This is a genomic window from bacterium, assembly GCA_036382775.1.
Lineage (GTDB): Bacteria > Hydrothermota > Tepidihabitantia > SM23-42 > JAOAFX01 > DASVHD01.
In genome coordinates, this window is sequence record DASVHD010000049.1 from 78,504 (window position 1) to 91,523 (window position 13,020).

14 protein-coding genes are annotated in these 13,020 nt (G+C 52.3%); 13 read left to right on the plus strand and 1 reads right to left on the minus strand.

From position 1 onward, the window contains the following. Window positions 1-87 precede the first annotated feature (87 nt). The 12 genes from VF399_12805 (at window position 88) to VF399_12860 (ending at window position 11,831) form a co-directional block, all read left to right on the plus strand. Window positions 88-879 carry a DDE-type integrase/transposase/recombinase gene (locus tag VF399_12805; GenBank protein ID HEX7321221.1) on the plus strand — a complete coding sequence of 264 codons (792 nt, stop codon included), beginning with the start codon at window positions 88-90 and terminating at the stop codon, window positions 877-879. Window positions 880-1,303: 424 nt separating this feature from the next. After that, window positions 1,304-2,293, plus strand: coding sequence for a MoxR family ATPase (locus tag VF399_12810; GenBank protein HEX7321222.1), 990 nt, complete (start codon window positions 1,304-1,306; stop codon window positions 2,291-2,293). Between the two features lie 76 nt (window positions 2,294-2,369). Next, window positions 2,370-3,263, plus strand: a complete 894-nt coding sequence (locus tag VF399_12815) for a DUF58 domain-containing protein (GenBank protein HEX7321223.1) — start codon at window positions 2,370-2,372, stop codon at window positions 3,261-3,263. Next, complete coding sequence (locus tag VF399_12820) at window positions 3,263-4,138, plus strand: hypothetical protein (GenBank protein HEX7321224.1); 876 nt, start codon at window positions 3,263-3,265, stop codon at window positions 4,136-4,138. The genes VF399_12815 and VF399_12820 overlap by 1 nt, the downstream gene beginning before the upstream one ends. Further along, complete coding sequence (locus VF399_12825; protein ID HEX7321225.1) at window positions 4,135-5,112, plus strand: VWA domain-containing protein; 978 nt, start codon at window positions 4,135-4,137, stop codon at window positions 5,110-5,112. The genes VF399_12820 and VF399_12825 overlap by 4 nt, the downstream gene beginning before the upstream one ends. Next, window positions 5,109-6,176, plus strand: a complete 1,068-nt coding sequence (locus VF399_12830) for a VWA domain-containing protein (GenBank protein ID HEX7321226.1) — start codon at window positions 5,109-5,111, stop codon at window positions 6,174-6,176. Before VF399_12825 ends, VF399_12830 begins: the two co-directional genes overlap by 4 nt. Window positions 6,177-6,258: 82 nt before the next feature. Next, window positions 6,259-6,846 (plus strand): tetratricopeptide repeat protein, encoded by a 588-nt coding sequence (locus VF399_12835; protein ID HEX7321227.1) that lies wholly within the window; start codon window positions 6,259-6,261, stop codon window positions 6,844-6,846. Next, window positions 6,827-8,680 carry a BatD family protein gene (locus tag VF399_12840; protein ID HEX7321228.1) on the plus strand — a complete coding sequence of 618 codons (1,854 nt, stop codon included), beginning with the start codon at window positions 6,827-6,829 and terminating at the stop codon, window positions 8,678-8,680. The genes VF399_12835 and VF399_12840 overlap by 20 nt, the downstream gene beginning before the upstream one ends. Then, on the plus strand, window positions 8,677-9,402 hold the full coding sequence (locus tag VF399_12845; GenBank protein ID HEX7321229.1) for a tetratricopeptide repeat protein: 726 nt from the start codon (window positions 8,677-8,679) through the stop codon (window positions 9,400-9,402). Before VF399_12840 ends, VF399_12845 begins: the two co-directional genes overlap by 4 nt. Window positions 9,403-9,777: 375 nt before the next feature. Next, window positions 9,778-10,764, plus strand: coding sequence for an IS30 family transposase (locus VF399_12850; protein ID HEX7321230.1), 987 nt, complete (start codon window positions 9,778-9,780; stop codon window positions 10,762-10,764). 285 nt (window positions 10,765-11,049) lie between these two features. Next, a complete protein-coding gene (locus VF399_12855) occupies window positions 11,050-11,304 on the plus strand; it encodes a helix-turn-helix transcriptional regulator (protein ID HEX7321231.1) in 255 nt (84 codons plus the stop codon). A gap of 326 nt (window positions 11,305-11,630) precedes the next feature. Continuing rightward, window positions 11,631-11,831, plus strand: a complete 201-nt coding sequence (locus VF399_12860) for a hypothetical protein (GenBank protein ID HEX7321232.1) — start codon at window positions 11,631-11,633, stop codon at window positions 11,829-11,831. Here the strand turns inward: VF399_12860 and truB are convergent. Continuing rightward, the gene (truB, locus tag VF399_12865; protein ID HEX7321233.1) at window positions 11,828-12,502 is read right to left on the minus strand and encodes a tRNA pseudouridine(55) synthase TruB; all 675 of its coding nucleotides are present in this window, start codon (window positions 12,500-12,502) and stop codon (window positions 11,828-11,830) included. The genes VF399_12860 and truB overlap by 4 nt on opposite strands. 116 nt (window positions 12,503-12,618) lie before the next feature. Between truB and VF399_12870 the strand changes: the two genes are divergently transcribed. Then, the gene (locus VF399_12870) at window positions 12,619-12,963 is read left to right on the plus strand and encodes a hypothetical protein (GenBank protein ID HEX7321234.1); all 345 of its coding nucleotides are present in this window, start codon (window positions 12,619-12,621) and stop codon (window positions 12,961-12,963) included. Window positions 12,964-13,020 lie beyond the last annotated feature (57 nt).

A 13,020-nucleotide genomic window follows, 5' to 3' on the forward strand; every position in this document is an offset into this window, starting at 1 on the left:
GGACAAAATACATTTATTAGTTGGAGACTTGAGAGGTTGAACCGGCCATAAACCCGGGTATAATATTATACCCTTTGAGGAGGTTTTATGGACGAAGTTACCAACACCGCGGTTGAAGAACAAACACCGCCGGGCAGCACGGCCAAATTAATCCGCCGGGTCCGGAAGGCGACCGAGCGCAGGTTCACCGCCGAGGAGAAGATCCGGATCGTGCTCGAAGGTTTCCGCAAAGAACTGCCGATCGAGGACCTGCCAGCCAAGAAGGAATGGCAGCATAAGACCCAAGCAGTGGATGAAATCTGGCAGTGCGATGCGACCCATTACTTCGTGGTCAACTGGGGTTTTTACAAGCAGATCACGGTGCTGGATGACCACTCCCGCAATCCCCTGGCCTGGGATCTGCTACCGGACGAGACCGCGTTCAGCATCAGCACGGTCTTCGAGAAGGCTCTGGAAAACGCCTGGATCCTGGGGCATCTCCTGGACGGTCGCAAGCCCCAGCTCTTATCGGACAACGGCCCCGGCTTCACGTCGTTTGTTCTGGCCGAGTACCTGGACGCTCATGGCGTATCCCATATCTTCGGCGCGCCCTATCATCCCCAGACCCAGGGCAAGATCGAGCGCTTCCACCGGTCGATCAAGGCGCATGTCTGCCTGATCGTGTACTGCTCGCCGGAGGAACTGAAGCAGGGGATCGATGCGGCGATCACAAACTACGCGCAGACGCCGCATACCGCGTTAAAGAACGTAAGTCCTTTGGATGTTTATCTGGGGCGGAAGGAGGAGATCCTTAAGTTACGGTCGGAAAAGAAGGCCTTGACAATCGAGCGGCGTCGGTTATATAATAAGGCGCTGAGAGAAAAAGAATATGGTCGGTAAACTTGAAAAGTCTCCAATAATGTGCGGGCAAAATGTCCGATTTACGCAGAAACATAACACCTCTACTAAATTACCCCTTGACTTTTCCAATGGTCGCTGATGTTCAACACTTAGGTATGCAGTTAACAGTGAGTATTAATAGAACAAACGCCAGGTTCTGGATACGCACACATCGTTATATCCAAAATCTGCTCAGCGTCAACTGCCGGAGGGGTGCCAGCGGGTTGACGCCGAATTGGACTAAACCCATATTGAAAAACCGTGTCAAAATGAATATAATCAAATTATATTATACGGTCGCGTGAATTGAATAATCGCCTGGGAAAACGCCATTTTATTTTGTTTTCTCATATCACTGTAATCAAGCGTTTTCATTACTGTCATCGACCTGCAAGGTAGAAAGGAGCTGATTGTCATGGAAGAAATCAAGGACGAGATCAAAAAGATCCATGAAGAGATCGAGAAAGAAAGCATCATTGTCCAGACTCTGACTGCGGAAATAAGCAAGGCAATCGTCGGCCAGAATTACCTGATCAACCGGTTGCTCATCGGTCTGCTCGCCAACGGTCACATCCTCATCGAAGGGGTTCCCGGGCTCGCCAAGACTTACGCCGTTCGCACGCTGGCCGCGGCGATCAAAGCCGGGTTCCAGCGCATTCAGTTCACGCCGGACCTGCTGCCCGCCGATATCGTCGGCACCATGATCTATAACCAGCGAACGGGCGAGTTCACGACCAGCAAGGGACCGATTTTCTCGAACCTGATCCTGGCCGATGAGATAAACCGGACGCCGCCCAAGGTTCAGAGCGCGCTGCTGGAGGCGATGCAGGAACGCCAGGTCACGATCGGCGAGGAAACGTACCGGTTGGACGACCCGTTCCTGGTCCTGGCCACGCAGAATCCTATCGAGCAGGAGGGCACCTATCCCCTGCCTGAAGCGCAGATCGACCGATTCCTGCTGAAGGTCAACATTACCTACCCCACCAAAGATGAAGAGAAGGTGATCGTCGACCGGATCGCGGTCCAGGGCGAGCCAAAGATCGAAGCGGTCATAAGCCCAAAAGCGATAATCAACGCGCGCGAACTCTGCAAAAAGATCTACATCGACCAGAAAATAAAGGATTACATCGTGGAACTTGTATTCGCGACCCGGGAGCCAGAGAAATACGGGCTCAAGGAAATATCCGGGCTGATCCGGTACGGCGCATCGCCGCGCGCGTCCATATATCTTACGACCACGGCGCGGGCGATGGCTTTTCTTAAACGCCGGGGCTTCGTAATCCCGGAAGATATCAAAGAACTGGCCCCTGATGTTCTCAGGCACCGCATTATCTTGACGTACGAAGCGGAAGCAGAAGAGATAACAACCGATGCGGTCATCCAGAAAATCCTGGCCGGCGTGGAAGTCCCATGAAACTCTTCGAATGGAACTAATGACATCGAATAACACGAATTCGATAGATTTGTTGCCATTCGTATAATTCGCCATTATGCTTTCCAAGGAATTCATCCGAAAGATCCGCGAGATCGAGATCCGCACCAAGAAGATCGTTAATACTGTCTTCGCCGGCGAGTACAAATCGACCTTCAAGGGTACGGGCATAGAATTCCTTGATGTCCGTGAATACCTGCTGGGCGATGACATCCGCTCGATCGACTGGAAGGTCACGGCACGCATGGGAAAGCCGTTCGTCAAAAAATTCGCTGAAGAGCGCGAACTGACAGTCATTCTGTGCGTTGATGCCTCGGGTTCAGCCCACTTCGGCACACGCGGTCAGTTCAAGATCGAACAGGCCGCCAAAGTGGCGGCGACGCTGGCATTTTCAGCGGTGAAAAATAATGACAAGGTCGGCCTTGTGTTCTTCACGGACCAGGTGGAGAAGTATATCCCGCCCTGCAAAGGCAGATTTCATGCTCTGCGGTTGATCCGCGATATCCTCTATTTCCAGCCTGCGCACAAGGGCACCGACCCGGGCCTGGCACTTGAATTCCTCATGCATATCCTGAAACACCGGGCGATCATTTTTTTCATCAGCGATTTTATCGGTGATGGTTTCCGGACTGAAACCATCCGCATCCCGCTGGGAGTAGCAGCACGGCGTCATGATCTCGTGGTCATCAGCATCACCGATCCCCTGGAGCATGCGATTCCCGCCATTGGCCTGGTCGACCTCGAGGACCGCGAAACCGGTCAGATATTGACCGTCGACATGTCCAACCAGAACCTGATCGACGGTTTCCGCGCGTACAACCAGTCCCGTTTTGACGCGCGCGACCAGCTGCTCCGGTCGCTGAGCATCGATACAATCGATTTAGGCACGGCCGAGGACTACACGCACAAGCTTCGCTCGTTCTTTGAGGCCCGGGCGAGGAGATATCGCTAATGACCATGCTCGTACTGTTATTGATGACGGCTAATATCTCGGCCCAGCTCTCCCCGTCTTACGCGCACAAGAAACTTACCATCGGTGATCCCTTTGAAGTAATTCTGACCCTGAAATATGATGCCGCAGAGAGCATATCCGGACCATATGCCGACTCGCTGACGCCATTCGTCATTCTTGACACCAGGAACAAGATCGTGCAGGAAAAAGGAACGGTCACCAGCACCTACCGGCTGAGGACCGCAGCTTTCAGCACCGGCGATCTAATGGTCCCGCCGATCAGGTTCCTGGTCAAACGCGACACGATCGTGGATACGCTTAGCAGCGATCCCGTAAAAGTGACGATCGCCAGCGTGCTCCCAGCCGGGATGAAAGACATCAACGATCTCAAACCCGCGGTCGAATTCCCGAATTACGCGCTGCTCGTGATCATGGCGCTGACCATCGGCATTGCCGCCCTGGGCATCATCGGGTCCAGGCTCTGGAAAAATATCAGGAGATCAAGGGTTCATGCTGAACCGCCGGTACCGCCCTGGGATGAAGCGCTCAAGGCTATCGACGCGCTGCCCTGGCAGGAATGGACGGGCAAAGGACTGGTCAAGAAATATTATTACGCGCTTACCGAGATCATCAAGCGGTACCTGGAACGGCGGTTCGAATTCAGCGCGGCCGAGCAGACGACCACCGAGATCCTGCATAATCTCAAATTGCGCGGGGTTGGATTGCGCGATAATTTCGGCGCCTTCTTCACTCGTGCCGATCTCATCAAGTACGCCAAGGTAATGCCACCGGGCGAAGAACTGGCGCGCGCGGTCATCGTGGCGCGGGACCTGGTAAACGGAACAAAGCCGCAGACTGAAAAGGCGGACGCATGAGTTTCGCGCATCCGGCATACCTGTTGCTACTCGTGCCCATAGTACTCCTGGTCATCTGGGAGCTGACAAAAAAGGAAAGCAGCATCAGCTTTTCGAACCTGGATTTTTTTAAAACCGCAGCGCGGCGCGGCCGAGTCCTCAAGCATATGCCGCTGGCGTTCTACACCGCCACCCTCGTCCTGATCGTCATTGCGCTCGCCCGGCCCCAGAAAGGCCGCATCTACGAGGAACAGGAAACTAAAGGTGTGGATATAATGCTATGCCTCGACATATCGGGCACGATGCAGGCTGAGGATTTCAGCCCGCTCAACCGTCTATATGTCGCCAAGGAACGCGCCAAGGTCTTTGTCAGCAAACGAGCTGGCGACCGTATTGGATTGGTCATCTTTGCCAGCCAGGCATTGACCCAGTGCCCCCTAACCACCGATCACAAAGTGCTCACTGATCTTATCGACCGCGTTGACCTGGGGATCATCCAGGACGGGACCGCCATCGGCATGGGCCTGGCAACAGCGGCAGCGCGGCTCAGAGATTCCAAAGCCAAGGAAAAGATCATAATTCTGCTCACCGACGGTCTGAACAACACGGGCGAGATCGCCCCGCTGACCGCGGCGCAGCTGGCGCAAGCATACGGCATCAAGATCTACTGCATCGGTGTCGGTTCAAAGGGACCGGTGCCGATACCGGTGTACGATCCGGTCTTCGGCAAGCAGTATGCGCGGGTGGAAGTTGACCTTGACATGAACATGCTCAATGAGATCTCCGCGCTCACCAGCGGCCAAGCTTTCCTGGCAACTGACAGCGATGCCCTGAAAGCAATATATGATGAGATCGACAAGCTGGAGCCGACTACCTTCAAGGTGGCGAAACATACCTTGTACCAGGAAAGGGCCGGGATTTTCATGCTCCCTGCCGTGATCCTGCTGGGAATCGCGCTGTTCTTATCTTCGGCGCTGCTGCGCAGGCTACCATGAAATACGGCGCTCCCCAATTTTTGTACCTCTTGCTGGCTGTACCCGGGATCATAGCGCTCCTCGCGATCAGCTATCACCGGAAGAAAAAACGCCTGGAGCGTTTCATCGACCGGCCGCTGATCGCCGGGCTTACCGCATCTTATAATACCTGGCTTTGGTGGTTAAAACACGCGCTCATCGTTGCCGGACTGGCATGCCTGCTGATCAGCGCGGCCCGTCCCAAGTGGGGTGAAAAGTTGCAGATCTACAAGGGCAAGGGCATTGACATCGTGGTGGCACTCGACGCTTCAAAAAGCATGCTGGCCCAGGATATCAAGCCCAGCCGGATCGAGCGTGCAAAAACCGACCTGTCTGCACTGCTTGACAACCTATCCACCAACCAGGTCGGCATCACGGCGTTCGCCGGCGACTGCTACGTGATGTGCCCGATGACCACGGACATCGAAGCGGCCAAACTTTTTCTGGATATTATCGACCCGAACACGGTGCCCCGTCCCGGCACAAACCTTGAAAAAGCCGTGGCCGTATCCGCTTCGCTGTTCGACCCCAAGGAGGACGCCCACAAAGCGCTGATCCTGATTACAGACGGCGATAATCTTGAAGGCAACCCGCTCCCGGCAGTTGATTACGCAACTAGCCAGGGTATAAGGATATTCACGATCGGCATGGGCACGCTCGAAGGCGCGCCGGTACCGGTCACTGACGCCCAGGGTAACCTTACCCAGTACAAGAAGGACAGGGAAAACAATATCGTGATCTCAAGACTTGCCGACCGGGAACTCATGATCATTGCCAAGGCCGGCAACGGCCGATATTACCGGAGCGACGGTCTCTACATAAACCGCCTTCTCAACGAACTCGAAGGGATGAGGAAAAAAGAGATCGGCGGCGGCGAATACGTCGAATATATCGAGCGCTATCAATACTTCCTGCTCGCCGCGTTTCTTTTCATCCTCGCCGGGCTCTTTATCAGCGACCGGCGCGGGCCTTGGTTACCAGACCATGCAACGGCCTTTATCAAGAATTTGATCCGGTCGGGCCTGCGGAGAAACGCACATGTCTAACTACCTGAAATCCTTTTTGAAAATTGGGGATTTTGAATTTGAAATTTATTTGGTATTGGGGATTTGGTTTTTGGCATTCCCATTGAGTCTACTCAATGGGGATGTCGGTTCCAGCATGCGCCGGGGCAACGCCCTTTACAAAAAAGGCAGTTACGAGGAAGCCTACAAGAAGTACCAGGAAGCGCTGGTTCAGGAACCTGACAACACCGATATTCACTATAACATCGGCCGCGCTCTTTACAAAATGAGTAAACTACCAGAGGCGATAAGCGAATTCCAACTGGCGCTCATGACTAAAAACAAAAGATCGCAGGCAAACACTTTTTTTAATATCGGCAACTGCCAGTTCAAACAACAGCAGCTTGACGCCGCCATAAACTCGTACACGACCGCCCTGATCCTTGATCCGCGCGATGTCAAAACGAAACAAAATCTTGAGTTCTGCCTGCAGCTGAAGGACAAGATGAAGAGCCAGCCACAGGGCGATTCGACCCAGCAGAAGCAGCCGCAACCGCAACAGAATCCGCCGGGTCAGGCGCAGCCACAGCCGGACCAGATCGGCAAGGATGAAGCGAACCGGCTAATCCAGGCAATGAAGAACCGCGAAAAAGAGAACATGAAGAACAAGAAAGAACCGATCGAGAAAGAACATGTGGAAAAAGACTGGTAAAATCCTGATGGCAAATTCCAAACCCCAAGCACTAAATCCCAAACAATATCAAATATCCAAATCACAATTTTTTAAAATCTGGACAACCGCGATTTTACTACAGGTTTTCGCGGTCGCTGCGGAGCTCAATTTCTCGGCATCGGTAGACCGCTCAACCGTGGGACTGGGAGAACAGGTCGTGCTCACCGTGACCGTATGCGGCGAGAACATTGGCAACATCCCGACGCCGGAACTGCCGTCCACGCAGGATTTTACCGTCACCAACCGTTCGTCTTCCCAATCGACCAGCATCCAGTTCATCAACGGCAAAATGACCCAGCAGGGTTCGATCAGCTTTGTCTATTATCTCAGCCCGGTCAAAGAAGGAAATTTTACGATCGGTGTCTGCAAGCTTACGTACGATGGTAAAACCTATGAAACACAGCCGGTCGCGGTCCAGGTTATCAAGGGATCTACGGGCGGTCCGCCGGCAACGGTCGCGCCGCCAGGTACGACACCGGTAGAACCGGGCACGTCGCTGGAAGGCGAACTGATGGTCATTGCCACGGTCAGCAAGAAGACCGTTTACCAAGGGGAACAGGTCACGGCAGAGTATAATCTTTATAGCCGGCGGAATATCAATGATCTTAGCCCGCCAAAAATGCCGACCCTGAATGGATTTTGGGTTGAACCGCTACTCACATCGGGAAGGATAGTCTTCAAGCCCTTAACATACAACAACAAACCCTATGATGTCGCGGTCATAGGAAAAAGCGCCTTATTCCCAATGTCTTCAGGTAAACTCATCGTCGATCCCTTAAGCATCGTCGTCGCGGTCGTTATGCCGCCACGCGATTTTTTTGACGTTTTCGGGACTATACAGAATGTCACAGTCGAATCAAAGCCGGTTACTATCACGGTCCTGCCCCTCCCCTTACAGGGCCGACCCCCGGAATTCAACGGCGGCGTTGGTTCCTTCGCGATAAGTGCATCGTTGAGCCGCGCTTCCTCTGACAATGGAGAGCCCATCGACCTTAAAGTGGTGATAAACGGAACCGGGAACATCCCGCTGATCGAAAAGCCGCACATCCCTTCGATACCTGGCATCAGGATCCTCGAGCCTGAAGTGAAGGAAAATATCCAGACCGCCAATGATATCATCAAGGGAACGAATGAATTCCGCTATCCGATCCTGCCGCAAGCCGACGGTAACTATGAGATCCCTTCGATCCGGATCGCGTATTTTGATCCTAAGAGCAGCTCTTACAAGACCGTGGAAACTGGAAAACTCGTATTCGTGGCAACGGGGACCAAACAGGCAGGGCTTACCGACAACCAGGGCGGACTAAAAGTGCTCGGCACGGATATCCGCTTCACCAAACCGGACGCGCCCTCGCTGCAAAACGAATCCTTTGACTCCGACCCGCGGCTATGGATCCTCTACGGGATCTCGGCGGCATTCATCGCGGCCGCGCTCTTTTTCCGGAACCGGCAGGACCGGCTGGCCGGTGACCGCGCTTATGCCCGGCGGGCTCAGTGCAAAAGGGCATTGAACAAATGGTTGACCAAGGTCATGCACCATTTAAAGAAACAGCAGGTCAATGAGTACTACGCCTGCCTATCCCAGTCGATCCAAAACTACCTGGGCGACCGCTACAACCTGGAGACCGGCGCCCTGACCCGGGACCGGCTCAAATCGGCCTGCGTGCAGCAGGGCATCGATCCGCAATGTCTGCAGCAGCTCCTTGACATCATCGACCATTGCGACCAGGCCAGGTTTTCACCGGCCATCACGGCGACAAAGGACCCGGGCGAGCTGTTCAAAGTAGCAAAGAAACTGCTGAAAGCGTTATGATCGACTTGGCGATGTGCGTTGCCCTGCTGACCGCGGCTGTGACGCCGGTGGAACTTTACAACCAGGGAAACAAAGCGTTTGCCGAGAAGGACTACGCAGGCGCGGTCGCGTCGTATGCGCAAGCCCTCCAGGGCTTAAATGCTGCGGTCCTGCATTACAACCTTGGGAATGCCTATTTCAAGGCCGGAGACATCGGCAAAGCCGTCGCCAGTTATCGGCGCGCCCATTTTCTAGCGCCCCGTGATCCCGACATCAATTACAACCTGCTGTTCGCCCGACAATACCGGCTGGACCGCTCGGCCAACGCGGTCAGCCCGCTCGCCGATCTGTTGTCCAGCTGGCTGCATTATTTTTCGTATCGTGAATCTTTCACGGCAGCCGCGATCCTAGCCCTTTTGTGCGCGGTCGCCTTTTCCCTCTACCGGTCCTTGCGCAAGAGGATCTTCGCGTACCTGGTAATCCCGCTTTTCATAGCATTCATGTATTTCGGAGCCGGGTTTGTCACGTGGCGCGGCGAGCGATCCGGCATGTATGCCATTGTCATCGCGCGCGAGGCGCACGCTATGAGCGGACCGGGGATCGAATATAAAGAAATCCTATTACTCCACGATGGAACTGAAATGCAGGTCAAAGACGTTCGCGGTGATTACCTTTTGATCCAGCTGCCGGGCGGGTTAGGCGGCTGGGTGAATGCTCAGACAGTCGAGTTCCTGTATCCCTAATCAGTCCAGCACAAAATGCTTCTCCTCGAATAGAGCGTTGGTCTCACATACCAAAGGTCACTGGTTTCCCGCTTCTGTCATCTCTCCCTGCTTGCCCCGTTTGATGCAAAGTGTCTAATCGGGGTCATTGCGAGTTCCGTCTACACGGAACGAAGCAATCTCATCTATTAAGCCTTTTACTTTTTACGGGCCAACATGGCGTACTATAGTCCCATTACATTATTATGATCAATCACACAACGGGGAACATGGCACACTATAGTTCCGATTTTTTCGAAAATTTTGATTGGTGTTTCATTTTTTTCACGAGTTCAATGAGCAAGTGCAACGCTTTGGCAATAATGGATATAATAGGTTTGAGGAGGTCAAAGCGTTATGGGAGCACATTACCAGCACTTATCCAAGGAGGAACGGGACTTGATTACGGTTTATAAGGCCCAAGGGTGCTCGTTACGGGAAATTGGGGGGAAATTAGGCCGGGATAAAGCGACCATTTCAAGGGAGCTGCAAAGGAACGCTCCGGAAATCCGTAAGTGGTATTATCTCAGCCATAAGGCGCAGGAGCGAGCGCAAGGCCGTTGGGGCACCGCACATATCCGGGCTCGTCTCAAAAGCCCGATCATCCAAGCTTATGTGGTGCAAGGCCTTAAGGCGGGTTTATCGCCCGAGCTGATCGCTGGCCGCCTGCCACTTGACCATCCGGATGTCCGGATCAACCATGAGGCGATTTACAAGTATATTTATGCCACGCACCGGGAGCTTATTCGGTACCTGGTCCGCCATAACAAGAAACGCCGGTGCCGGGGCCACAGCCGTAAGCACCAGCAGAGCCACATCCCGAACCGCGTCGCCATTGCCGTCCGGCCAGCCGGGGTGGCGCAACGGGAGCGCGCAGGCGACTGGGAGGCGGATACGGTGATCTCCCGCCAGAGTAAAGCGGCCTTACAGGTGCTGGGCGACCGGGCCAGCCGGCTAGTGCGCATCCGCAAGATCCGGCAGACCACGTCCGCCGCTGTCCGCCAGGCGATTTCGGGGATGCTGGGCGCGTATCCGGTTGATCTCCGGCATACCATCACCTATGATAACGGCCATGAAAACGTGGAACATGAATGGATCAACCAAAAGCTGGGCACGATGTCCTTTTTCTGCAATCCGTATCATAGCTGGGAAAAAGGAACGGTCGAGAACCTAATTGGCTTGATCCGGCGGTACTTGCCAAAACGGACGGATTTAAGTAAAATGCGCAAGGATCGGATCATGGCCATCGAAAATCGGCTAAATTCCAGGCCGCGAAAATGCCTGGCTTATCGAACGCCGTTTGAAGTCTCTCGACAGTTATCATGTGTTGCACTTACTGGTTGAATGTGGCATCATTTATTAGGATTATAATTCTTAATAATAAATTCTTGGCATCAGTTAAATGATAACCTGCCATAATTTAATAGTACGTGCCAATGAGAATATTATTATATTTTGGCACAAGTACTATGACGATGGCAAAAATGCTTGATTTTTCAACACTTAAACAAATCGCACCGTGGAGTAGTAATGCGTTAATTATCTGAATTCATTATTTCCGTCAGTTGCGGAATAAATAAAACTTTGTTAAAAAAAGGCAACATACGGGCAGGGGTTCATTGCAATTTCTTGACAAAACCGAAACTTCATATTACCGTAAAACGCCCGAAATATCATCCCAAAGGAAACCAGGTAAAACCAAAAACAATCGGGGAGAAGCTCAAAAAGAAGAGAATGGACATGGGGTTATTTCAAAAGGATGTCGCCAAGCTCATTGGCGTGTCCACAGATACGGTTACTTACTGGGAGAAGGGCAGGGTTGAGCCGAGCAAAAGGAATATGCTGAAAATTAAACAATTCTTGAAGATGAGACAGGCTGAGTGAATATTTCGATTTACATTGTTAAAACTATTCTATCAGTTACCGTTGTTCTGTGTGCTACCATGGGTTTTGGTGGGAAGTCAGCACAAGGAGAGAAAGGCGCGTTGGTGCAAACTGACTCCCGTAATTAAGCAAATTTATATTGTCAACACAATTCGTGACTAATCCAACTTAGACAAGCAGCTGAAGAAATTGAAACCATCTCTATGAATCGTAAAAATCCATGGGGGAGATGAGTCATTATAAGCTTGTCTCCCCTTTTTTCTTAATTGACTCGTTGACTTTCCAACATTAAGGAATATAGTATTTCATTGGACATGACTAGAAAAATGAAGGTTCAAAAGAATGCTCTGACTGCCAAAAAAGGGCAAAATCGGTATGCCTTTTTAAGGTTGAATATGGGTATAAAATGTGGCACAGACATGGCACAAGCTGTTTTGATGCACAGAAAAAGTGCAGAAAAGATGCAAAAAGTGTCGAAATTAAGTGCAACCACTGTAGCTCAGCAGGATAGAGCGGCGGTTTCCTAAACCGACGCGTATTTTGTCCTGAATTCAGAAATGCTCGCGCAGTCCTTGAGCGTATATTCACCGATTTTTTCACGCTCCAGAAAATACAGGAAACCCCCGAGATCCAGCGCCTCACCGATATCGGCGGCGAGCTGCCGGATATACACGCCCCCGGTGCACCGCACCCTGATGCTGAGCAGCGGCCATTTTAAATTGACGATCTCAATTGACATAATGGTAACGGTCTTGGATTTAGCGACCGCCACACCCTTGGCGGCGAGTTTGTACATGGGAACACCCTCATGCTTGGCCGCAGAATAGGCCGGCACTTTTTGAACAAAGCTTCCGACAAAGCGTTCAAGTATGTTACTAATACTCGACCTGTTTATGGATCCGTGATCGCAGCGCTCTGCAGTTTCGATCTGACCGGCAATATCCTGGGTAGACGATACTGCTCCCAGCCTTATGCCGGCCAGGTAGACCTTTTCCCAGGTCCTGATCTCTTCAAACCGGCTGGTCGCTTTGCCCAGGAGCAGGAGCACGACACCCGTGGCAAAAGGATCAAGCGTGCCGCCATGACCGATCTTGTGAGGGAATCCCGTTTCCCTCTTAAAGATCCTGACCAGGTCATAAGTCGAGAATGAGATCGGTTTGTTGACCGGAACGATCGCATCGTCTGGCAAATCAGCCATGGGTCATTGTATCAAAACAGCGCGTGATTGCAAGTGGGGCGTTGCCCGGCGGCTCATGGAGAACTGCCCGGGGCATTAGCAGATTGACAAACATTGATTAAATACTATAATGCTGCATGGCGGTACGCGGACGGGGCATGTCATACGTTTCGATCGCGATCTCGCTAATCGTGTCGCTGATACTGATCGTCACGGCCATTATTTTATTCACTGGTAATAGGCGGGACCGCGGGACTGAAATCAAGGCCGCGATCCCAAGAGCTCAGGGGATCGAATGCCTGAGTAAGGTTAGAAAATTTTCGACCGCGGTCGCAATGTTCAACGCCGACAGCGGTTATTATCCGCTACGGCTGACCGATATCCCGGAATTGGAGGGTGAAAGTCTTTTCTGCCCGGTCACGCGTGAGCCTTATCGGTACGACCGGGAGACCGGTAAGGTTATGTGTCCGTATCACTATTGATATTGTACTTGACAATAAATTTTTTTTAAATACAATTGGGAACCAAAAGGAGGATTT

Coding starts and splice junctions, on each gene's coding strand:
- VF399_12805 (HEX7321221.1), top strand. CDS start 88: ATGGACGAAGTTACCAACACCGCGGTTGAAGAACAAACACCGCCGGGC.
- VF399_12815 (HEX7321223.1), top strand. CDS start 2,370: ATGCTTTCCAAGGAATTCATCCGAAAGATCCGCGAGATCGAGATCCGC.
- VF399_12820 (HEX7321224.1), top strand. CDS start 3,263: ATGACCATGCTCGTACTGTTATTGATGACGGCTAATATCTCGGCCCAG.
- VF399_12825 (HEX7321225.1), top strand. CDS start 4,135: ATGAGTTTCGCGCATCCGGCATACCTGTTGCTACTCGTGCCCATAGTA.
- VF399_12830 (HEX7321226.1), top strand. CDS start 5,109: ATGAAATACGGCGCTCCCCAATTTTTGTACCTCTTGCTGGCTGTACCC.
- VF399_12840 (HEX7321228.1), top strand. CDS start 6,827: ATGTGGAAAAAGACTGGTAAAATCCTGATGGCAAATTCCAAACCCCAA.
- VF399_12845 (HEX7321229.1), top strand. CDS start 8,677: ATGATCGACTTGGCGATGTGCGTTGCCCTGCTGACCGCGGCTGTGACG.
- VF399_12850 (HEX7321230.1), top strand. CDS start 9,778: ATGGGAGCACATTACCAGCACTTATCCAAGGAGGAACGGGACTTGATT.
- VF399_12860 (HEX7321232.1), top strand. CDS start 11,631: ATGAAGGTTCAAAAGAATGCTCTGACTGCCAAAAAAGGGCAAAATCGG.
- truB (HEX7321233.1), bottom strand. CDS start 12,502: ATGGCTGATTTGCCAGACGATGCGATCGTTCCGGTCAACAAACCGATC.
- VF399_12870 (HEX7321234.1), top strand. CDS start 12,619: ATGGCGGTACGCGGACGGGGCATGTCATACGTTTCGATCGCGATCTCG.